The sequence below is a fragment of the Xanthomonas cannabis genome, from assembly GCF_040616535.1.
Classification (GTDB): Bacteria; Pseudomonadota; Gammaproteobacteria; order Xanthomonadales; family Xanthomonadaceae; genus Xanthomonas; species Xanthomonas cannabis.
The window spans coordinates 4,354,235-4,375,818 of sequence record NZ_CP136580.1 but is presented as its reverse complement, the minus strand read 5'-3'; the positions used below and the strand labels follow the sequence as shown (position 1 = coordinate 4,375,818).

The window sequence follows — 21,584 nt, the reverse complement described above, 5'->3', positions numbered from 1 at the left end:
TTAGTTATCGTTGCTGCGTGCCAGCTTGGCGATGACCCAACCCGCTGCAAATGCCACGCCGAACGCGGCGAGCGGACGCTCGCGGATCAGGTCGGTGGCGCTTTCGAGCAGGTCGTTGCCCTTGGCAACCAGTACGTCCATCTGCTCCTTGGCAGCGGCGCCACCGAATTCGGCGGCGGCCATGCCGGCCAGCGCGGTGTCGGAGAGTTCGGCCTTGACATTGGCGCGGCCCAGCTTGAGCTCGTCGCCTGCAGCGCTGGTAGCGCCCTTGACGGCTTCGCCGGCAGCGCTGGCGGCCGACTTCAGGTGGGTGCCGGCTTCGCTCAGGTTTTCCTTCAGCTGATCGGTATTGGTGGGGCTCATGCGATATCTCCTTCGGTCGTTGATGGCAGCCGTCACTCACGTGCGGTCGTGCGGTAGCAATAGCATCGGGGGGGTGTAGGAGGCGTTAGTGGACGCAGCCCGCAGTGCACATCGCGTCAACGCATGAGCGCGTCGTATTGCGCGTTGCCACGCAGGATGCGCACTACCAGCTGTTGTGGTTTGCGCTGGAAATTGGCGCGCCAGCTGGCAAGGTCGGCGAACTCGCCGACGCTGCTGGCCACGATCACGTCACCGGACACCAGGCCGTTGGCCGCAGCACGGCCACCGCGTTTGACCTCGCTGACCATTACCCCGGTGATGCCGGACTGGCGCAGCGATTCGGGCAGGTCCACGAAGGTGGCACCGCTCAAGCGCGGGTCGAGCATGTCGCCGGTGACCGCGCGGTCCTGCTCCTTCAGGGTGGCCTTGAGCTTGAGCGGTTTGCCGTCGCGGCGGATTTCCAGGGTGACCGCACTGCCGACGGCCTGCAGGCCCTCGTAGTTGTGCAGCGCCTCCGCACTGTCCACGCGTTGATCGTTTGCTGCCACCACCACATCGCCAGGTTGCACGCCGGCCGCGGCGGCCGCCGAGCCTGGCAGCACGCGCGTCACCAGTGCGCCGCGCAGCGAGTCCACGCCCAGCCCCTGCAACATCTGCTGGGTGAGGTTCTGGGTTTCCAGGCCCAGGGTGCCGCGCACCACCACGCCCTTGGTCACCAGTTGCTCGACCACGTTGCGCGCCAGGTTGGACGGAATCGCCAGGCCCAGGCCGATATTTCCGGCCATGCTGCCCTGCGGATTGAAGCTGGCGGTGTTGATGCCGACCAGTTGGCCTTGCAGATTGACCAGCGCACCGCCCGAGTTGCCGGGATTGATCGAGGCATCGGTCTGGATGAAGTTCTGGTAGCCCAGGCCGCGAATTCCGCTGCGGCCCACCGCCGAGACGATGCCGGAGGTGACGGTCTGGGTGAAGCCGAACGGGTTGCCGATGGCCACCACAAAATCGCCCACGCGCAGTGCGTTGCTGTCGGCCAGTTTGATATCGGTGAGGTTGTCGGCCTTGATGCGGATCAGCGCGATGTCGGTGTCGGCATCGGAGCCGATGAAGTCGGCCTTGACCGTGCGCCCATCGCCAAGCGTCACCTGCACGTCGTCGGCATTCTCGATGACGTGGTGGTTGGTTAGCACATAGCCCTTTTGCGCATCGATGATGACGCCCGAGCCCAGCGATTCGTTGATGCGATCCTGTGGCACCTGCGGGAACAGCCGGCGCAGGATCGGGTCGTTGAAGAACGGGTTGCGCACGCGGACCACCTGTTTGGTGTTGACGCTCACCACTGCCGGCATCGCCTGTTGCAGCATCGGTGCCAGCGAGGGCACCGGCTGCCCGGCAACCGACGCCGGCAACGCCGCCGCGGTTGGCAGGGTGAAGGTGGCATTGCCGGCCGGCGTGGCCTCGGCGCGGTTGTCCAGCCAAGCATTGATGCCGGTGGCGGCGAAGCCGCCGAATGCGGCAGCCAGGGAGAGCGTCAGCAAGGTGGGAAGCGGTCGCATGGAGCGTCTGTCCGGGTTACGCGGTGGAAGAGGAATAGGGCGTCTGACTGCGTAAATCAAGCTGAACGAGAGTGCCAGCGAGCAATTTAACTGCCGGTGAAAGCGCCGCGCAGGCCTTGCCGCCGCTGCGTTGACAGCCCGTTGAGCCCGGCGTAGCGTCCGCTTGATCCGATGCCTGTTCAGCAGACGCATTGCTCTCGCGCATCGCCCGCGTTTCCCGCACTGATGCCCTTAAGGAGGGTCTATGAGCAACGGCAATGGTGTGACGGCAACCCTGTCCGACGCCGTCGATAGCGTAAAGAGCACTGCCACCGAACTGACCGACAGCATCGCCAGCACCACCAGCGAGGCGGTCGCCAACGTGCAGGAAGCGGCCGGCGCGGCGGTGCAGGAGGTCAAGGTACGTGTCGCCAAGGCACGCAAGGAGGTGGTCAAGGCGGAGCAGGACGCGGCCAGCAAGGCTGCCGATGCAGCGGGCGCCGTCAAGCGCCGCGTGGCCAAGACCAAACGCTCGTTGGCGGCCACCAGGGACGCAGCGAAGGACAAACTGGTTGCAACCAAGGACGCCGCCAAGCAGAAGCTCGTCGCGACCAAGGACGCGGCGAAGCAGAAAATCACCTCCACCAAAGAGGCGGCCAGGCAGAAGCTGAGCAGTACCGGTGCCGCTGCCAAGAAAAAGATCACCGACACCAAGGCCAACACCAGACAGAAGTTGGAAACCGCCAAGGCCAATGCCAAGGCCGACGCGGCCGCGCTGAGTGCCAAGACCGCCGCCAAGAGCGCGGCACGCAAGACCGCCGTGGCAACGGTGAATGCGCGCACCGCAGCGAAGAAGGCTGCCGCCAAGTCGGTGTCGGTCAAGAAGGCGGTTGCCAAGAGCATCGCCAAGAAGGCACCGGTCGCCAAGCAGACCGCCACACGCCAGGCCGCCGTGAAGAAGGCCCCGCTGAAGAAGGCAGTGACCAAGACCGCCCTGAAGAAGGCGGCCAAGGTGACCAAGACCCCGGCAACGCGCGCAGTGGCCAAGACCACCGCCGCCCGCAAGGCGGTCGGCAAGAAGGCCGTAAAGCGCGTCACGCGCTGATGCTGGACGCCAACACGTGATGCACGCGCCAGGTAAGCGCGCATCACGCGAGGTGCAAGGAGGCCGGCGCTGGGCTGCAGCGCCGGCCTTTTTTGATACGTCAAAAACGCATGCGCTTGCGATGGCACCGCGCCGCGTCGCGCGTGGCCAGCTGACGGAGCAAGGGGCTGGGCAAGGGCAGGCGCGAGGTGCGATGTGCGCTTTGCGCGAGGCTTCGCTCGGACCCTCATCCGCCCCTTCGGGGCACCTTCTCCCGGTGGGAGAAGGAAAGGCGCTGCAGACTCACAGGACACGCGCAACCCCGTTCAAGCACTACGTCCGCCTCCCGCCTCCCGCTTCCCTATTCCCCATTCCCCATTCCCGAATCCCGAATCCCGAATCCCGAATCCCGAACTATTCGATCCCCTCGAGCAACTGCTCGGCCCCCTTGCGAATCCCGGCCTTCGCTGCGCCGTAGGCGCCCAGGCTGGCCTTGATGTTCATGGCGCTGGGATACTGTTTCTCGACATAGGCGGCGAGCAGGCGGTCGCTTTGGGCGTCGAAGATCTCCACCGCATAGCTGACCGAACCGGAAAATGCACCTTCCTTGCCGCGTGCGGCCTGCACCGCGTTGTAGGAGCCGCCGCCCAGGTCCACCTTCATGACGGTGCCCAGTACGCGCTTGCTGGGCTTGGCGCCGGTGAGGGTGAGGCGCACCCGCACGGTATCGCCACCGGCCACCGTGGTCGGGCGCCAACGCCGTGCAAGGGCGTAGCTAAATTGCTGCTGCATGTCATCGGCGAGCATGCGCCTGTCCTGTTCGGGCACCTCTTCGAACTGCGCATCCGGCCCGCGGTAGATGGCCACCGGTTCGACGATGGCCGCCCGGTAACGCGTCCAGTCCACGTTGCTGTGATAGGCGTACGGCATGCGGTCTCCGCGGCTGCCGTCGTGTGGGCGCAAATAACTGGACGACGGCAGTTGGCTGTACGGCAACGGGCGGGTGCTGGAGCAGCCGATCAGACTGATGCCGACAACGGCAAGCGTGCAGCAACGAGTGACGAAATGGACAGACATGACAAAGACCTGGATAGAGTGAGGACGTTGGAAGGGCCAGTGCGGGCAGCGAGGTTCAGTGCAGCAGCACGCGCGCCAGTGCCAATGCAAATGCAAATGCAAGGCCTGCCGCGCTCAACAGCACGCTGCGTGTTACCCAACGTGGCAGTCGGCGGACGTGGCGCGCGCTGCGGATATCGGGCAAGGCGCACCAGATGTCGCGGTTACGTGTGCCGGTGCGGCCACAACGACATGCTGGCGACGTGGCAATGTGACTGACCGTCATGCCGACGCTGTCGTTGGCTGCGGCGTGCGTGGCCCACGGCGACAGGGCGGCGATGGGCGAGGTGGAGCGGGTCGAGGAAGTCATCACCATGCAGCCTGGATGCGTGTGGTGCGTGCACTCTAGGCGGCCAGGATTGGAAACTTATTGGAGGTGCCGGGCCGCAGCACCGTCCGCCCTGGGTATTCACGCCGTGGTCGGCGCGCGGTCATCGGCGAACACCACGCGCACGCACAGGCCGCGCCCGTCGTTGCCTTCGCAGGTTTCGATGGTGGCTCCGTGCAGGCGGGCAATGCCCGCCACCAGCGACAGTCCGATTCCGCTGCCCTGCACCTCGCTGCCGGGCACGCGATAGAACCGCTCGAAGATGGACGCATGCGCCGCGTCCGGTACGCCGGGGCCGTCATCGCTGACCTGCACGAACGGGTGCAGTGCATCGGCGCGCAGGCAGTAGCCGCAACTCACTTCCACGGTGCCGCGAGCGCGTCCGTAGCGGATGGCGTTGTCGACCAGGTTGCGGATCAGGATACCCACTGCATCCACATCGCAACGCAGCAGGCAGGGTGCCGCCTCCACGTGCAGATTGAGCTGGCGGGCATCGGCCTGCACGCTGAATTCGTCCAGGACATGCGAGATCAATTCGCCCATCTCGACCTGTTGGTAGGCAGCCAAGCTGATGCCGGCATCCAGCCGCGCCAGATCCAGCAATTGTTCGGCCAACCGATTGCTGCGGCGCGCGGTTTCCAGCAACTGGCGCAGGGCAGCGTCCTTGTCCTGCAGCGTGGGCGCGCGCAAGGCGACTTCGGCGTAGGCATGCAGCGCCGAGAGCGGAGTGCGCAGTTCATGCGCGGCGTCGGCGACAAAATTGCGCTCGGCCTGCACGGCCTGTTCCACCCGTGCCAGCAAGGTGTTGAACGCGGCGATCAGCGGACGGATCTCGTCGGGCACCCGATCCAGCGGGACGGGATCGGTGTCCAGCCCGGTGCGTTGCGCAATGGCGCAGGAGACGCTGCGCAACGGCGCCAGCGCGGTACGTACCGCCCACCACACCAGCACGCCGAGCACGCCCAGTTGCACGGTGTTGAGCACCATCGCGATCAGGGTCTGCTTGAAACTCATGCGCGAGGACGCATTGCCGATCGGCGTTTCAAGGTCTGCGCCGTTGGCCGGCGCTGACGGGCTGTCGAAGCGGTGCTGCAGCGCTTCGGGCAGGATGCCGACCAGGTGGTCGCCCAGCAGGTTGAGCTCCTGCTCGAACACGCTATGGTGACCCTCGGTGACCAGCGCCACCAGGATCCACAGCGAAGTGGACCAGCTCAGCAGGACGATGGCGGCCAGCGCCGCCAGCATGCGTGCCTGCAGGGACTTCATTCGGGAGACTTGCCGACCATGTACCCCTGGCCGTAAACGGTGGAGATGAGCTCTTCGCCCAGCTTGCGGCGCAACTGATGCACATACACCGCGATCATGTTGCTGCCGCCGTCGGACGGGCCGCCATACACGCCTTCTTCCAGCTGATCCTTGGTGACCACGCGCCCGGCACGTTCCATCAAGGCCAGCAGCAGTCGATATTCATGCGCGCTCAGCGCCACCCATTTGCCGGCCCTGGTGACCTTGCGGCTGCTCGGGTCCACGCAGACATCGCCCTGGCTGAGCAGCGGCACGACGCGGCCCTGGCTGCGCCGGGTGACCGCGCGCAGCCGTGCCATCAGCTCATCGAACTGAAAGGGTTTGACCAGGTAATCGTCGGCGCCGGCGTCCAGGCCACGGATGCGGTCGGTGAGCTGGCCACGTGCAGTCAGGGCGATCACCGGGGTCGGGTCGTAATGGCTGCGCATGAAGCGGAGTACTGCCAGCCCAGACTCGCCGGGCAGGCCGATATCCAGCAGGACAGCGGTGTAGCGGTGGTCCACCAGCGCCGCCCTGGCGGTGGCGGCGTTGCCCACGTGGTCGATGGTCCAGCTGTGCTGGCGCATGCCGTCGCAGATGGCGTTGGCCAACAAGGGGTCGTCTTCGACAAGCAGCAAGTGCATCAGGGTTCCGCCGGGCGCCGGGCCATTCCAAGATCCGCAGCACTGTCGGAGATGCGCGTTAGGCAAATATTAGTGCATGCGCAAACCTGCCGGGCAGGCGAACCGAGGAGCGGCAGGTTTGCGCAGGCGAGCTGCCTGCGCGGCCGGCTCAGCGCTGCAAAATCGCGCGCAGGGCCGGCTCCAACTGCTCGTGGCGGAAGCCGAACCCGGCACCGAGCGCACGCTGCGGCAGCACGCGCTGGCTGATCAGCAGCAGGTCGGCCATTTCGCCAAAGCCCAATCGCAGCAGCCCGGCCGGCAACGCCAGCAAGGCAGGGCGGTGCAGGACCTTGGCCAGGGTGCGGGCAAATTCCGCATTGGTCACCGGGTTGGGGGCGGTGGCGTTGTAGGCGCCGGGCTGCCCGTGCTGCAGCAGCCATACCAGCAGCGCGACCATGTCGGCGCGGTGGATCCAGCTCATCCAGTGCCGCCCATCGCCGAATGGCCCGCCGCCACCCAGCCGGAACGCCGGCAGCATGCGTGCCAGTGCGCCGCCGTCGCGGTCCAGCACGATGCCGGTGCGGACCCAGCTCACGCGTGGGCCAAGCGCGCCGATGCGGGCAGCGGCGGCCTCCCAGTCGCGGCAGAGTACGGCCGAAAAATCCTCGCCGGCGCCGTCCGTTTCGGTCAGCACCGCATCGCCGCGCTCGCCGTAATAGCCCACCGCCGAACCGGACACCACCACTGCCGGGCGCTGCTGCGCTGGCTGCTGCGCGATCCAGTCGTGCAACCGGTCAGTGGTGCCCAGCCGCGACTCGCGAAAGCGCTGCTTGCGTGCATCGCTCCAGCGGCCGGCCGCCAGCGGCTCACCGGCCAGGTTGATGACGGCCTCGGCCTGCACGCCGTCCAGCGTCTCCACGGCGGTGATGCCGGGCAGGCTGCGGCTGGCGCGGCCGGTATTGCGGGTCAAGACGCAGACCTGATGGCCGGCCTGCACCAAGGCCGGGCACAGCGCCTGGCCGATGAAGCCGGTACCGCCGGTGATGAGCACGCGCATGAGAAGTTCCTGGCCGGAGGGATGCGGCACCATAGGCCAGTGCGGACTGAAGCGCAGTGAAGCCGACGCAGCGATATGGCCACCGGCCGGTGGTGCGTGGCGTCAGGCGCGCCGGTCCGGCGCCGTGATGCAGCGCCGGGTAGCCACCTCATCCCCAAACGCAAACGCGCCGGACAGGCCGGCGCGTTTGCAAGGTGCTGGGTGCAGCGTACTTATTTCGACGACGACACCGCATGGGCACGTTCGAAGTGTGCCGACACCACACGGCGGGTTTCTTCCAGGTGCTGCTTGACCGGTGCGCTTTCGGCGGCGGGCAACAGCTCCGAATCCAGAATCTTGATGGTGTCGCCATGGTCGATGACCATGTTGCGCATGAAGGCATTGCGATACGCATCCTTGCCATCGGGCAGCGTCAAGGTCTTTTCCAGCGCCTCCACTGCGGCCTTGCCCTTGGCGCGCACCGCGTCGGCGCGCGGGCTGTCCTTTGCGCCCAGGGCCTTGGTCTTTTCGAGGTTGGCCTGGTGGTCGTGCAGCATCTGCTCGGCAAACGGGCCGGTGGAGCCGCCCAGATCCTGCCCGATGGCCTGCTTGGCCAGCGCAATCTCGTTTTCGTCAATGGCTGCCAGCACGCCCAGCACTGCACCGTCGCCCTTGGCCAGCTCGGTCGCTCCGCTGCCGCTGACCGGCGCGGCAGTCGGTTCTGGCGACACCGCCGGTGCAGTGCGCGAGGCGTCGCCACCGGGGCGATCGCAGGCGGTGAGGGTCAGCATGGCAAGTAGTGAAGCGGCAGCGAGAGTGGATTTCATGGAGGTCCTGAGGTGAGTCGGCAATGGCCGACAATGAAATGCAAAGGAGCCGCTAGGCGGCTCCGGTGATGCGTTGGTCAGGCCCACTGCGGCTGGGCGACCGGGGCAATGCCCATGGGTCTGACCGGCGCGCGAACCGCGTCCTGCGCCGTACGGCACACGCGGGCCATGCGCGCAGTGCGCTCACGAATGATGGCGTGCTCGCTGGCAGGTGCGCTGCCGAGCAGGCTTGCCACATGGAAGCCAAGGATTTCCTCCGCGCGGTCGCCCTGGTCGCTGATGATGTGCGGAACCAACCGCTCCAATCGTTCCAGCTCCTGCTGCACTTGATACGGGGTTTTCATGACGATCTCCAATGAATAACGGGTCTTGCTCAACGCCGGCGTCACTGGCGTGCTCAACTATTGCGCGTGCCCAGACGTTGCCAGCAATCAGTCGCCAACTGTTCGTAGTTGGATTGGGTGCTGGATGAAATGAAGTGATGCTCAAGGCGATCGCGAAACAGCCGCAGACGTTCCTGATCGCTCGAACGCGGTGCCTGCAGGTAGATGTCGCAGGCCATTTTCACCACCGGGGACAATTCGCTGAACTTGCCGCTACCCAGGTTCCCCTGGGCGTGCCGCGCCTGCCAATGCGCGATTTCGGCTTGTACATCGATGACGGATGGGTCTCTGCTCATGGCTTGGGGCGTTCCGGATTAAACAAACTTGACGTGCAGGGTAACTGCGGGTATGTCAACGAATGATCATCGAACGCGACAATAGTGCGTTAGTGGGAACACCAACACTTAATTGCTCAGGCTGCGTCGGCGTCTCTACACGCTATGCATGCATCCTCGTTCGCGTGGTGGATGTTGTTCGGCGTGTCGACTGTGTTCGATGGACGAACACGTCTAACCCGCAGCGCGATGCAGCACGACGTTGCGATCATCACAGTCGCATTGCACGGCGTCGCTTGCAGATTTCACGCAATCGCCTGCGTGCAGCGCCGCATTTCACGGAAGATTCTGAACCGCTCCACACCTGTGTAACGTCTGATCCTTAAGGTAGGCAACGACGTATAGGAGAGAGTACTCAGGATGCAGGACAGCGAAAGCAGTCATCGTAAGCCGCACCATGCCAGCGGAACACCGGAAGCACGTGTGTGGTGGCACGCCCTGTTGGAGCTGCGCGGGGGCCGGGTGGCCATCAGCCTGATCGTGGTGGTGTTGATCGTGGTAGGTCTGTATTTCGCCATGAAATAGGCCTGGTTTCAGGGTTTACAGCGGCGCGTTCCGACACGCAGCGGGAGGCGCCCGATGTGGCACGGGCGCGAGCACGGGGACAGCGGATGGCAGAGCCACGGTACTTGCAGGTGCTCGGGCATACCACGCGTGCCGTGGCCGAGTACGGCCACGAACGTGCCACGCACGCCTGGGTGTGCAGCGAACTTGCGCGCCTGCTGGGCGCGCATGATGCAGGCCTGGACACTGTGACGGCGTCCGCCGCAGGCGACCAGCATGCTGCGTTGCATGTGCCCGACGACACGCTGACTAGCGAGCAGGCCCGTGCGCTTGGCATCGATGGTCGTCACGGCCTGCTGGGCGGCATCGTGCCGCATGCATTTGTGGCCACCAAGGTGATCGGCCACCCCTTGATCGATCCTGCGGCAACGCGTATCACCGGCTGGAATCAGGCGCTGGCGCTTGCGCTGATCCCGACCACCTTGCCCGGCTACACGGTGTTCTCGCGGGACGATGCCTTGCAGGCGTTGGACCGATTGCTGCCCGATGGCCAGGTGCGCCTGAAGCTACCCACCGGCGTCGGCGGCAACGGGCAGTGGCGCATCGCCGATGCGGCCGCGCTGGCACTCGCACTCGACGGGTTGCCCGAACACTATCTGCAAACCCACGGCGCAGTGCTGGAGCGCAATATCCTGCAGCCGCTGACGCACAGCGTGGGCGAGCTGTGCGTGGCCGGCGTGCAGATCGCGTACTACGGGACGCAATGCAGCGTGCGCAATGCCGAGGGCGAGGATGTCTATGGCGGCTCGTCGCTGCGCGTCCATCGCGGATCGCTGGAGGCACTGTTGGGCACCGGGCTGCCGCCGCTGCAGCGCCGCGTGGTGGAGCAGGCGTGCCGGTACGATCGCAGCATTGCTGCTGCGTTTGCGGGCCTGCAGGTGTCCCGGCGCAATTACGATGTGGTCAGCGGTGAAGACCCGCACGCCGGCGCGGTGTGCGGCGTCCTCGAGCAGTCCTGGCGGATCGGTGGCGCCACCCCGGCCGAACTTGCGGCCATTGCCTGTTTTCAGCAACATCCAGGGTTGCACTGGGTGCGGGCATCCACCCACGAGATCTATGAAGGCGAGCCGCCGGCCGACGCACAGGTGTACTACCGTGCAAGCCGCCCCGGCGCCGGCCCGCGCTACAAATACCGGAGGGTTTCAACCGACTGATGGAAGCCAAACTTTCCAGTATCGACATCGCAGTCGATCACGACGCACTCAGCGGCACCTTGCTCACGCCCACCGGTATTCCGGCGGTGCTGTTCGTCCACGGCTGGGGCGGCAGTCAGCACCACAGCCTGGTGCGTGCGCGCGAGGCGGTAGGTCTGGGCTGCATCTGCATGACCTTCGACTTGCGTGGGCATGAGGGCCATGCGTCGATGCGGCAGACCGTCACCCGCGCGCAGAACCTGCGCGACATCATTGCCGCCTATGACCAGTTGGCGGGCCTGCCGTATGTGGATCCGCAGTCGATTGCGGTGGTGGGCCTGAGCTACGGTGGTTATCTGTCCGCCCTGCTGACACGTGAGCGCCCGGTGGAGTGGTTGGCACTACGTTCGCCTGCGCTCTACAAGGATGCGCAGTGGGACCAGCCCAAGGTCAGCCTCAATGCCGATCCGGATCTGATGGCCTATCGGCATCGCACGCTGACGCCCGACGACAACATTGCGTTGGCGGCATGCGCTGCGTACACCGGCGATGTCCTGCTGGTCGAAGCCGAGCACGATGTCATCGTGCCGCAACCGGTGCTGCGCAATTACGCAAATGCCTTTGGCAAGGCGCGTTCGTTGACCTCGCGGGTGATCGCCGGGGCCGACCACGCGCTGAGCGTCAAGGAGCATCAGCAGCGCTACACGCGCGCATTGATCGACTGGTTGACCGAAATGGTGGTGGGTCGCCGGATTGCGCTGGCCCGTGAAGTGGTGGCAGCGCGCAAGCAGCTGATCAAGCAGCAGGAAGAGGCGCCATCGGCGGGAGCCGGCGTTGCAGTGTTCCGCGGCGACATCCGCGCGGTGGAGAAGACGTCCGGTTAGTCGATCGCGCACCTGTCTGCCAGCGTTTGGCGGCACCGTTGCGCTGGATGGATCGCCACTGAAGAACGCGTCATGCGGGGTGAGCGTTGCAATCTGCTTGCAGCGCGGTTGTCTCACTTACTTGCGCCGCCACAAACTCCCAACGAACGAAACGGGCCCAACGGCCCGTTCGTTTTGCATCATGCAGTGACGCGATGGACGCGACAGCTTGCATCCCAGGAGGCCGTTACACCCGTGGGTCGGTCGGGTTACGACGCGCAGCGTCGCCGTGATGATCCGAATCGAAGGCTTCCCGCACGGCGTGCTTGGCCTTTTCCCAGTTCAGACGCGAATCGGCCTTGAAACGGTCCCAGCCATCGCCCAGATCACGTTCCAGATGGTCGTCCCACTGGCGGCCGGCGTGCTGCTGGCGCGCCTGCATGCCGTATCGATAGGCCGGGCGATAATCGTCATACGAATACTCGGCATCACGGTAGCTGGCACTATCGAAGCGACCGGCATAGTGGGTATCGCCGTCGCGATACACGGTGTGGGTACGGTCGGCGCGGTCCCAGGCATCACGCGCAGCGAGACGGGCATCGTCCCACTCCAGGCGCGATTCACCACGGTTGCGGGGCCATTCGCCGGCCAACGTGGCTTCGGTTTCTTCCCAGGTGCTGGTCGGGCGCGTTTCGCGCGCCTGCAGGCCGAACCCGTACACGGTGGCGTAGTCGCGGTCGTAGTCGGTGCCTTCCTTGTAGTAAGGACGGTTCCGGTGCTCCTGGCGCCAGTATTCGGTTTCCACGGTAGGGTCGAGGCGTTCGGCCACACCCTTGCCCGCCGCCGCGCCGGCAACCACGCCGGCCGCTGCGCCGATCAAGGTGCCTAACGGACCGAACACCGTGCCTGCCAGCGCACCTGCCGCTGCACCGCCGGCGATGCCGCCCACGCCCACACCCACCGGGTGCGAACCGGGTGCGCCGGAGATCGGGTCGCGGTTCAAATCCTTTGCTTCTTCCTTGCGTTCCTGCTTGTCGAGATTGCTCATGCCGCCTCCGGTTGCCTGGTGATGGATGCGCCCTGCAACGCAGGCCGCGAATGTGGCGCAACGATGGCGTCGCGAGAGTGAAACGTGTGTGCTTGGATGTGAGTGCGATCGCGACATGACTGAACTGTGCAGTGGCACTGCGGATGAGGTCGCTGACCGGTGTTGCATGCAACCTGCAGAACAAGGGCTACTGCTGCGGCCCTTGCTTTACCCCTTGATGCACACCACCTGGCGCAACGTGTGCAGTACTTCGACCAGATCCTGCTGTGCTGCCATCACTGCCTCGATCGACTTGTAGGCGGCCGGCGACTCATCGATGACGGCGGCATCCTTGCGGCATTCCACATGCGCCGTTGCCTGGCGATGCTGGGCGAGGGTGATCTGTGCACGTGCGGCCGTCCTGCTCATCACGCGGCCTGCGCCGTGACTGCAGCTGTGAAAACTCTCCGCGTTACCCAACCCGCGCACGATGTAGCTGCGCGTGCCCATGCTGCCCGGAATGATGCCCAGCTCGCCGGCGCGTGCGCTCACCGCGCCCTTACGGGTGATCAACAGCTCCTCGCCGGCGTGCGTCTCCTTCTGCACGTAGTTGTGGTGGCAATTGACCGCGAGCTTTTCCAGCTGGAATTTCGGCAAGCGGTGACGCATCTCGGCCAGCACCCGTGCCATCATCGCCTCGCGGTTTTCGCATGCGTAATCCTGCGCCCACGACACCGCTTCGACGTACTCGTCGAACAAGGGCTCGCCCTGCATGAAGAAGGCCAGGTCCTTGTCGGGCAGATGAAAGCCCAGCACGCGGTGCGCCAGTTGCTCGCGTGCGCGCTCGATGAAGTAGCTGCCGATCAGGTTGCCGGTGCCGCGCGAGCCGCTGTGCAGCATCACCCACACCGCATCGGTTTCGTCCAGGCAGAGTTCGATGAAGTGATTGCCGCCGCCCAGCGTGCCGATCTGGCATTCCAGCTTGTCGGTGCGGATGCGCCTGTGCTGCTGTTTGATCGCGTCCAGACGTTGCACCAACCCCGAACGCGCGATGCGGGTTTCGATACTGTCGGGCAGCGTGCGGTGTTCGCCGCCGCGACCGTTGCCCACCGGCACGCTACGCTCGATGCTGGAGCGCAACTGCGCCAGATTGTCCGGCAGATCACTGGCACGCAGCGTGGTACGTACGGCGGCCATGCCGCAGCCGATGTCCACGCCCACCGCTGCCGGGATGATGGCGCCACGGGTCGGGATCACCGAGCCCACGGTTGCACCTTTGCCCAGATGCACGTCGGGCATCACCGCCACCCAGGGGCCGACGAACGGCACCGCGGCGATGTTGCGCAACTGCGCATGCGCCTGCGCTTCCAGCGGCACGCCGCGCACCCAGCCCTTGATCGGGGTGGTGCTGCCTTCGGCATGCAGTAATTCAAAATGTTGTGAGGTACTCATTGTCGTCATTCCCTTGCGGCAGTGCGTGGCAGATCCTTCCACCACGCGCAGCCTTCATTGCCTGATCGTCACCAATTGCTTCAGCACGCCATCCAGGCCGCCGAACACGGTGAGCTTGTCGATCTTTTCGGTGACCTTTTCCAGCGCCTCCAGTTCCTTCAAACGCATCAGCACCGGGCTGTCTTCGATCAGCTTGGCGGTGTTGAGCAACGAACGCGTGGCGTTGGCCTCTTCACGCCGGCGGATGACGTTGGCTTGCGCCTGCTTCTCCGCCTGCACGACCGCATTGAGGATCTCGCGCATTTCGCCCGGCAGGATCACGTCCTTGACGCCGACGCCCAGCACTTCGATGCCGAAGCCGCTCACGCTGCCACGCACATACCCGAAGATATCCGCATCCAGGCAGGCCTTGTCGCCCAGCAACTCGTCCAGCGTCTTGGCCGACACCGCACGGCGCAAGCCGTATTGCAACTCGCGGTACAGATATTCGCCGGCCTTGGCCACGCGCGTGCGCATCGCCACGGCATCGGTGAAGCGCATGCTGGCGGCCAGGTTGATCCGCAACGACACCTTGTCGCGCGTCAACAGCTCCTGCCCGGAGACCTCGACCGACTGCACGCGCAGATCGATCACCTCGGTGGCGATGTTCTTCTGGAAATTCCAGAACGCGTACGCCCCCGGTCCGAACGGTGCAACCAGCTTGCCATCGATGAACACCAGCCCTTGCGACTCGGCGGGCACGTCCATGCACACTGCCACCCGCGACAGCGTGCCGAGCTGACGCAACCTGCGCTGCACATCGGCAGGCACCTGCAGCCCATCGCCCAGCGGCAGGGTCTGCACCTCGATCGCTGCCGGCCCACGCCAGTACAGCGCGCGCGTGCCCGGTGGCAGCACCTCCTCAAGCTTGCCGTTGCGGATCAGCAGGCCGACCTGCGCGGTCCCGATATCCGCCAGCACGAAGTGCTGCGGCAGGGTGCTGCCGAGCGTGTCGATCAGCATCTCCGCATCGGGGCCGACGTAGGCGCCCTGAGTGATGGCGTGGACGATGACTTCGCTGCGACCCAGTGGGTCGAACAGGCGATAGACACCGGGGACGAGCACGCGCTCGAACCGACGGTTGCGATACATCAGGCCGCGCTCGCCGTCACCGATCACGACCCTCTTGGTCCAGAACATTGCATTACTCCTGTTAGGTTTGGCTCTGGTGGTCCGATCCAAAGTGACTGCCGTCGCGCCGCCCGGATCGGACTGCTGGCGAAACGTGTGCCGATGCAACGCGGCGTTGAAAGGTGGAAACGCCGGTGACGGCGGCCGTGCGGGGCGCGATGCGCTGTTGGCGCCTGCATGCGCGTTGCCGCCGCTGTGCGATGTAGTGCGCAGCGGTTGCGAACGGTGCAGCGTGCGCGTCCAGGGCAAGGGCCCGGCCACGGCGCCGCTGCTGCAGGCAGTCAGGCGATGGGTTGCCTGTTTGCCTGCGGCATGGGCGTTTCCGTAAAGGGACTTGCGTCCCGAGAAATGACCGATAAGGTCATGCATGGAGCGGGATTCGAACCCGCGACAGACAGATTAGAAATCTGTTGCTCTACCCAACTGAGCTATCCAGTGGTGAGTATTCCGGAATCGAACCAGACCTGCGGATGGCGCCGCCGCTCCACCAGGAGCCGATACCCGTAACGAGAAACATGAGAAAGGCTTCGGTATACGCCACGGCACAGCCGCGCGCACCAGCTGGAATAAACTCCAGGCCGCTGAATCTCTTTCACAGTGTTTCTGATCACCGTTTTATTCAAACGGTACTCTTGTATGTGTATGACCACGCGTCGCCCGTGCCCGACACCTGGGCACAGCGCTTTCGCGCCTGACCGCTTTGCAACGTCCATGTTGTCGGGCAATCCATGCCCGGGTGCCTGGAAGGTCATCCACACGATGCGATGCGAACGCATAACGAAAAACGCCCCCGGATGCAGCATCCGAGGGCGTTCGCTTGCCTCGGAGATCGGGTGACCGATCTCCTTGTCAGGACATCAGTCGAATCGGGTGATACGCACGGCTGCTTTCTTCGTGCGCACAAACGACGCCGCGCGGTGCGCGCTGGGCAGTCGATTGAATGTGGCGGAATGGAGCAGGGGCATGAGGTCGGTTCGTTGAAAATGCAGGCGTACCTGCCGAGGGCGCGAACATTACCTGCGTCCTTTTCATTGCGCAAGTACTTTATGCAATTATTTTTCGGATTATCTTTCGGATAGTCGAAAGAGAATGCAGCTGTGTAACGACCGCAAGGCGGTATTGGATTTGAATGCGACGGTCGGTATCCGGCGCTGACCTGATGTCAGGCATTGCAGAGGAAGCACGCCGACAGCACGTAGCAAGCATTTGTCAGACGGTATGTACGGCGTGCTCAGCATCGGCGTGTGCGCTGGTCCATGCGCCGATGCCGCTGCTCGTTCGCGGCAACGCCATCGCCAACGCGAACAATCAGCCGCCGTGCGTGCCCAGGGTGCGCGCGCCGGTGAGGATCATGCGCAGCATCTGCGAGATCTGTTCGACCAGCTCGGGGTCTTTTTCCGGCGGGGAGTCCATCGCCACCGCGCCCATCGCAAATACCAGCCGGGTGATCGCCTTGGACACCAGCGCCGGCGCATGCAGCTTGGCATTGTCGGCGGCGGCCAGGCGGATCAGGTCCACCCGCAGCTCGTCTTCGAAGTAGGTGAGCTCGCGCTCCACCGCCTGCTTGAAGGCGTCCGAACCCACCGCACCTTCGCGCAGCAGCACGTGCAGCAACTTGTCGTCGGCGCGCAACTGCTCCATGAAGGCTTCCACCGAGACGCGGATGACGCTGCGGTCGGTGGAGGTGGCGCGCTGGCGCGCCTGGCCGATGATGGTGCGCAGCGAGCGCCCGGCCAGGTCGATCAAGGCCACGGCGAGCTCGTCCATGTCGCGGAACTGGCGGTAGAAGCTGTTCGGCGCGATGCCGGCCTCGCGCGCCACTTCACGCAGGCTCAGGGTGGACAGGCTGCGGTGCGGGCCGATCAGCGACAACGCCGCGGCGATCAGGTCCTCGCGTGAAATCGCCGGCTTGCGTGACGGCGGCGCGTCGTGGGAAGGCAGGGCGATGGAAGTCATGAGGCAGCAGCCGGGCGTGGGCATGAATCATAGCGCTTCCGGCCGATATACAACTGTATACACGCGTGTGCATGCACGCGTATAGTGCACCCTATGAGCCTGGCATCCACTCCCAAGTCCAAGTCCCCCCTGCCTGCACGGCTGGCGCGCCGCCTGGTGTCGCCGCAGCTGTTCGATTTCTGGGCAACCCGGATCAACCCGCTGTGGACGCTGGAGCGGCCGATGGCCCGCCTGGTCGGACGCAGCGCCGCCAGCCGCGATGCGGTGACGCTGGTGTTGCAGCCCAATGGCCATTGGCAGGGTCTGCAGGCCGGTCAGCACGTCAGCGTTGGCGTGGAGATCGATGGCCGCCGCCTGCTGCGCAGCTACAGCCCGACCGTGCTGGCCGACGGCCGCCTGGCGATCACCGTCAAGGCGATCGAAGGCGGGCAGGTCAGCCGGTACCTGGCGCGCGATGCAGCGCTGGGCACGGTGGTGTCGCTGGACCCGGCCTTTGGCGACATGCTGCTGCCGGCTACCCCCACCCCGTTGCTGTTGCTGGCCGCCGGCTCGGGCATCACCCCGATGCGTGCGTTGCTGCAGGCCGCCGCACAGGCCGGCATGCCGGTGGACGTGGACCTGCTGTACTGGGTGCGCCAGCGCGACGAAGCCTGCTTCATGGATGAGTTCGAGGCGATGGCTGCGGCGCATCCGCGCCTGCACGTGCGCCTTCTCACCACTCGCGAGGGCCAGGCACCGGCCGCGCGCGTGGACAGCTATCCGCTGGAGCAGATTGCCGCGCTGGACCGGCGCCATGTGATGGCCTGCGGCCCGGGCGGTTTTGTGCAGGCGGCGCGCGAGCGCTTGCAAGGGCGCGTGGCCGCCTTCCAGGCCGAAGCCTTCAGCGTGCCGGCACTGGACGAAAGCGAAGCCGGGCAGGTGCAGGTCCAGCTGTCACGCAGCGGCCGTACGCTCACCCTGCCGCGCGGCCAGTCGCTGCTGGAAGGACTGGAAGCCCAGGGCCTGCGGCCGAAGCACGGCTGCCGCATGGGCATCTGCAACAGCTGCGCCTGCGCGCGCCAGGCCGGCACCACGCGCCACCTGCTGACCGGTGAGCGCAGCAACGAACCCACCGCACAGGTCCGCCTGTGCATCAGTGCCCCGAGCACTGACCTGATCCTGGATCTGTAAGGAACCCTCATGAGCCGAGTCCACAACCGTGCCCTGTCCGCTGCCGAACTGCAGTCCTTCGGCGACGAACTCGATGCCATCCGCGCCCGCGTGCAGCGCCAGGTGGGCGCCGACGATGCGCGCTATATCCGCCGCATCGTGGCGGCCGTGCGCTGGACCGGCGTGGCCGGCCGTACGCTGCTGTTTCTGGGTGCGTTCGTGCACAGCGTGCTGATCCCGGCCTGGATCGCCGGCGTGCTGCTGCTGACGTTGTCCAAGATCCTGGAGAACATGGAGCTGGGCCACAACGTCATGCATGGCCAGTACGACTGGATGGGTGACCCACAGCTCAACGGCAACACCTACGAGTGGGACATCGTCGCCACCGGCGACAACTGGCGCAAGACGCACAACTTCAAGCACCACACCTACACCAATGTGCGCGGCATGGACGACGACATCGGCTACGGCCTGCTGCGCATCTTCCCCGAGCAGCGCTGGCGCCCGTTCTACCTGATGCAGCCGTTCATCGCGGTGGTCTTTGCGCTGCTGTTCGAATGGGGCGTGGCGATCCAGGACCTGCGCCTGGGCCGCTGGTTCGCCGGCAAGATGAAGGCGGCCGAATTGCGCGCCTCGTTCCTGCCGGTGGGCCGCAAGATCGGCCGCCAGATGCTCAAGGACTACATCGTGTTTCCGGCGCTGGCCGGCCCGTTCTTCCTGACCGTGCTGCTGGGCAACCTGGCCGCCAACGTGCTGCGCAGCATCTGGACCTTCGTGATCATCTTCTGCGGCCACTTCACCGCCGATGCGGAAGTGTTTCCGAAGGAATCGATCCGCAACGAGTCGCGCGGTCACTGGTACCTGCGTCAGCTGCGCGGTTCGTCCAACCTGACCGGCGGCAAGCTGATGAACGTGCTGTCGGGCAACCTGAGCCACCAGATCGAACATCACTTCTATCCGGACCTGCCGGCCAATCGCTACGCGCAGATTGCGGTCGAGGTAAGGCAGATCTGCGCCCGTTACGGCCAGCACTACAACACCGGCTCGCTGCCGCGGCAGTTTGGCCAGGTGATGTGGCGGATCGTGCGGCATGCGTTTCCCAGCCGGCCCAAGCCGGTGCGCGAACGCAGCGGCGCATTGCAGAGCGCCTGATCGGGCGCGCTGCCGCTATCGGAAGGCCGCCATTGGCGGCCTTTCTTTTTGCAGGTAGGCCGCGTGGCAATGGTGGTGGAGATGTCCAGTCCTGGGTTCTCGCACGCAGGCTGGTGCCTTGTTCGGCCATGGGCAGCGCCCGTCGCTGTCTTGCGGCGATGGTGGCCAACACTTGGGCGCGCAGCTGGAGCAGGATGCGCTGCGCACGCAGCCTGGTCGGGCGCAGCACCGACTTTCCCGTCGTGGTTGGATGATCGGCTCGCGCGTGTCTGTCGATGACGCGCACAGCGCCAGCCCATATCGGTCGGCGATGGGCGCGCGACGCGGCGGCAAATCTGCCTTCGACCCACCGCTGCAGCGAGCCGACCCGGCACGTGCGGGTGATGCCGCCGAGTGGATCAGTGCGCCGCGCTGCGGGTCTGCGCGTGGTAGGCGATAAAGCCGGTTGCCGGCAGCGCGCGCGAGAACAGCCAGCCCTGCGCCAGGTCCACGCCATGCGCGCGCAGGTAATCCAGCTGTTCCTGGCGCTCCACGCCCTCGGCGATGGTGCGCAACTGCAGCGTCTTGGCCATCTCGATGATGTGCGCGGTCACCGAACTGGTGGCCGAGTGGGTGCCGATGGTGTCCACAAACGACTTGTCGATCTTCAGCGCATCCAGCGGCAGCCCCTGCAGGTATTGCAGGCTCGAATAGCCGGTGCCGAAATCGTCGATCGACACCGTGTGGCCGGCGCCGCGCAGGTGGGTGATGGTGGTGCGCGCCGCGTCGATATCCATCAGGCTGCGCTCGGTCGCCTCCACCCACAGTTGTCCGCTGTCCACCCCGGTGCCTTGCAGCGCCTGCGCCAGGACCGACTGCACCCGGCCGCTCTTGATGTCGTCGGCCGACACGTTGATGGCCACATGCAGGGTCGGGTCGGCGGCCAGGGTGGGGCCGAGCTCGCGGATGACCTCGGCCACCACCAGATCGGTGATCGGCAGGATCAACCCGCTTTCTTCGGCCAGCGGAATGAAGGCATCCGGCGGCACCAGCACGCCGTCGGGTTGCTGCCAGCGCACCAGTGCCTCGGCACCGACGCAGTGGCCGCTATCGAGCGAGATGATGGGCTGGTAGTGCACGATGAATTCGCCGCGCTGCACCGCAATCTCCAGCCGTGCCAGCGGCGAGAGGCGGCGCCGCGACACCCACAGCACCAGACCCACCAGCAGCACGGCCACCGCGATGCCGGCTGGCATCACCTGCAGGCGTGCCGCGGCCAGCGGCCCGCGCAGATAGGCCGCCGGCTCGGTCACCACCGCCGCCCAGTCGCCACGGCGGTCGCGGCCGTACAGCACCTGTGGCTGGGTGTCGCCGTCGGTGCGGGACGTGGCGGCGTCGGCGGGCGGCGCCACCAGCAACTGTTCGGCCGCGGTGCCGGTGCTGCTGAGCACCTGGCCGTCTGGCGTGCCGATCGCCAGCTGCAGGCCCGGCGGGATGTTGATGTCGGCCAGCGTGTTCGGATTGATCAGCGCGTTGTAGTTGCCCAGCTGCAGCGCCATCAACGGATGTTGCGGATTGGCCAGCGGCAGCAGCCGGGTGGTCACTGCAATGCCGCGCTTGACCACGAAATCCGGAGCGGTCTGCGGGATGTTGTCGGGAAACTGCCCCCACGAGGTGCAGCGCAGCCAGCGTTGCCGAAAGTGGCCCAGCTCGACGATGTAATGGCTGGTCAGCACCAGCGCGCGCATCTGCGCCAGATGTGCGGGCGAGCAGGGCGGCGCCTGCGAGGCGGCCATGCTCAACAACGCGCCATGCGCTTCGTCGAAGGCCGTGTCGGTACGCCGGATCGACAGCGCCGCCAGTTGGCTGAGCCTGCTCTCCTCGCGCGACAGCGCCAGCCGCCAGGCCAGGTAATACGACAGTCCGATCGGGAGCGTTGCGCACAGCACCACCAGCAGCACGGTCAGACTGATGATGCGTTGACGCTTCATGTCCTCACCCGCATCGACATACAGGCCAGCTCACGCACACGGCCTTGCATGATGCCGGTGGCGCAGCACGCATCGAGCCAGTGCCATGGCACTACCACCGCGCCAGGCAGTGCGCCGTAACGGCGTTAGGTGAACAACGGAAGTGGACGGATGAGGCTGCACGTCGCGAATGTACGACACACGCGTGCATTGCGCGCGTCCGCGGAGCGAAGTCGCTGTGATTTTCTTGCGGCGGAC

At 65.5% G+C, this 21,584-nt stretch carries 21 protein-coding genes; 6 read left to right on the top strand and 15 right to left on the bottom strand.

Going from position 1 to position 21,584, the window contains the following annotated elements; genetic code table 11:
• Both RZV17_RS18545 and RZV17_RS18540 read right to left on the bottom strand, forming a co-directional pair.
• Positions 1 to 363, bottom strand: a complete 363-nt coding sequence (locus RZV17_RS18545) for a hypothetical protein (protein ID WP_010374821.1) — start codon at positions 361 to 363, stop codon at positions 1 to 3.
• Positions 364 to 479: 116 nt separating this feature from the next.
• On the bottom strand, positions 480 to 1,916 hold the full coding sequence (locus RZV17_RS18540) for a Do family serine endopeptidase (RefSeq protein ID WP_039404527.1): 1,437 nt from the start codon (positions 1,914 to 1,916) through the stop codon (positions 480 to 482).
• A gap of 244 nt (positions 1,917 to 2,160) precedes the next feature.
• On the opposite strand from RZV17_RS18540, the gene RZV17_RS18535 reads away from it, so the two are divergent.
• Positions 2,161 to 3,000 (top strand): histidine biosynthesis protein HisIE, encoded by an 840-nt coding sequence (locus tag RZV17_RS18535; RefSeq protein WP_355605575.1) that lies wholly within the window; start codon positions 2,161 to 2,163, stop codon positions 2,998 to 3,000.
• A 393-nt stretch (positions 3,001 to 3,393) separates the two neighbouring features.
• Here the strand turns inward: RZV17_RS18535 and RZV17_RS18530 are convergent, their stop codons facing one another.
• The 8 genes from RZV17_RS18530 to RZV17_RS18495 form a co-directional block, all read right to left on the bottom strand.
• Positions 3,394 to 4,056, bottom strand: a complete 663-nt coding sequence (locus RZV17_RS18530; protein WP_179456580.1) for a DUF3313 domain-containing protein — start codon at positions 4,054 to 4,056, stop codon at positions 3,394 to 3,396.
• 55 nt (positions 4,057 to 4,111) lie between these two features.
• On the bottom strand, positions 4,112 to 4,321 hold the full coding sequence (locus tag RZV17_RS18525; protein ID WP_355609496.1) for a hypothetical protein: 210 nt from the start codon (positions 4,319 to 4,321) through the stop codon (positions 4,112 to 4,114).
• A gap of 183 nt (positions 4,322 to 4,504) precedes the next feature.
• Positions 4,505 to 5,689 carry an ATP-binding protein gene (locus RZV17_RS18520; RefSeq protein WP_355605570.1) on the bottom strand — a complete coding sequence of 395 codons (1,185 nt, stop codon included), beginning with the start codon at positions 5,687 to 5,689 and terminating at the stop codon, positions 4,505 to 4,507.
• Positions 5,686 to 6,351 (bottom strand): response regulator transcription factor, encoded by a 666-nt coding sequence (locus RZV17_RS18515; RefSeq protein ID WP_166744891.1) that lies wholly within the window; start codon positions 6,349 to 6,351, stop codon positions 5,686 to 5,688. Before RZV17_RS18515 ends, RZV17_RS18520 begins: the two co-directional genes overlap by 4 nt.
• 148 nt (positions 6,352 to 6,499) lie before the next feature.
• On the bottom strand, positions 6,500 to 7,387 hold the full coding sequence (locus tag RZV17_RS18510) for a TIGR01777 family oxidoreductase (RefSeq protein ID WP_355605567.1): 888 nt from the start codon (positions 7,385 to 7,387) through the stop codon (positions 6,500 to 6,502).
• A gap of 212 nt (positions 7,388 to 7,599) precedes the next feature.
• The gene (locus tag RZV17_RS18505; RefSeq protein ID WP_039404514.1) at positions 7,600 to 8,193 is read right to left on the bottom strand and encodes a DUF4142 domain-containing protein; all 594 of its coding nucleotides are present in this window, start codon (positions 8,191 to 8,193) and stop codon (positions 7,600 to 7,602) included.
• A 77-nt stretch (positions 8,194 to 8,270) separates the two neighbouring features.
• The gene (locus tag RZV17_RS18500) at positions 8,271 to 8,537 is read right to left on the bottom strand and encodes a hypothetical protein (protein ID WP_166750701.1); all 267 of its coding nucleotides are present in this window, start codon (positions 8,535 to 8,537) and stop codon (positions 8,271 to 8,273) included.
• A 53-nt stretch (positions 8,538 to 8,590) separates the two neighbouring features.
• Positions 8,591 to 8,872, bottom strand: coding sequence for a hypothetical protein (locus RZV17_RS18495; RefSeq protein ID WP_039404509.1), 282 nt, complete (start codon positions 8,870 to 8,872; stop codon positions 8,591 to 8,593).
• Between the two features lie 399 nt (positions 8,873 to 9,271).
• Between RZV17_RS18495 and RZV17_RS18490 the strand changes: the two genes are divergently transcribed.
• The 3 genes from RZV17_RS18490 to RZV17_RS18480 all read left to right on the top strand — a co-directional run bounded on the left by RZV17_RS18490 (position 9,272) and on the right by RZV17_RS18480 (position 11,492).
• Entirely contained in the window at positions 9,272 to 9,436 is a 165-nt protein-coding gene (locus tag RZV17_RS18490; RefSeq protein WP_047692786.1) for a hypothetical protein, read from the top strand.
• 86 nt (positions 9,437 to 9,522) lie between these two features.
• Entirely contained in the window at positions 9,523 to 10,629 is a 1,107-nt protein-coding gene (locus tag RZV17_RS18485; protein ID WP_355605564.1) for a DUF3182 family protein, read from the top strand.
• Positions 10,629 to 11,492: a S9 family peptidase gene (locus RZV17_RS18480; RefSeq protein ID WP_047692782.1), complete on the top strand. Its 864-nt coding sequence runs from the start codon at positions 10,629 to 10,631 to the stop codon at positions 11,490 to 11,492. Before RZV17_RS18485 ends, RZV17_RS18480 begins: the two co-directional genes overlap by 1 nt.
• Positions 11,493 to 11,718: 226 nt before the next feature.
• On the opposite strand, the gene RZV17_RS18475 is transcribed toward RZV17_RS18480, so the two are convergent.
• From RZV17_RS18475 to fabR, 4 genes are all read right to left on the bottom strand, one after another.
• Positions 11,719 to 12,519, bottom strand: a complete 801-nt coding sequence (locus tag RZV17_RS18475) for a hypothetical protein (protein WP_104581188.1) — start codon at positions 12,517 to 12,519, stop codon at positions 11,719 to 11,721.
• 207 nt (positions 12,520 to 12,726) lie between these two features.
• Positions 12,727 to 13,950, bottom strand: coding sequence for an RtcB family protein (locus RZV17_RS18470; protein WP_355605560.1), 1,224 nt, complete (start codon positions 13,948 to 13,950; stop codon positions 12,727 to 12,729).
• A gap of 54 nt (positions 13,951 to 14,004) precedes the next feature.
• Positions 14,005 to 15,129 carry a slipin family protein gene (locus tag RZV17_RS18465; RefSeq protein ID WP_355605557.1) on the bottom strand — a complete coding sequence of 375 codons (1,125 nt, stop codon included), beginning with the start codon at positions 15,127 to 15,129 and terminating at the stop codon, positions 14,005 to 14,007.
• A 1,299-nt stretch (positions 15,130 to 16,428) separates the two neighbouring features.
• Positions 16,429 to 17,076, bottom strand: coding sequence for an HTH-type transcriptional repressor FabR (fabR, locus tag RZV17_RS18460; protein ID WP_039411152.1), 648 nt, complete (start codon positions 17,074 to 17,076; stop codon positions 16,429 to 16,431).
• Between the two features lie 93 nt (positions 17,077 to 17,169).
• Here fabR and RZV17_RS18455 point away from each other — a divergent pair, with 93 nt between their 5' ends.
• Together RZV17_RS18455 and RZV17_RS18450 are read left to right on the top strand one after the other, a co-directional pair.
• Positions 17,170 to 18,246 carry a ferredoxin reductase gene (locus RZV17_RS18455; RefSeq protein ID WP_355605554.1) on the top strand — a complete coding sequence of 359 codons (1,077 nt, stop codon included), beginning with the start codon at positions 17,170 to 17,172 and terminating at the stop codon, positions 18,244 to 18,246.
• A gap of 9 nt (positions 18,247 to 18,255) precedes the next feature.
• On the top strand, positions 18,256 to 19,377 hold the full coding sequence (locus RZV17_RS18450; RefSeq protein WP_047692770.1) for an acyl-CoA desaturase: 1,122 nt from the start codon (positions 18,256 to 18,258) through the stop codon (positions 19,375 to 19,377).
• A 398-nt stretch (positions 19,378 to 19,775) separates the two neighbouring features.
• Here RZV17_RS18450 and RZV17_RS18445 read toward each other — a convergent pair whose 3' ends face one another.
• A complete protein-coding gene (locus RZV17_RS18445; RefSeq protein WP_184372059.1) occupies positions 19,776 to 21,347 on the bottom strand; it encodes an EAL domain-containing protein in 1,572 nt (523 codons plus the stop codon).
• Positions 21,348 to 21,584: the final 237 nt, after the last annotated feature.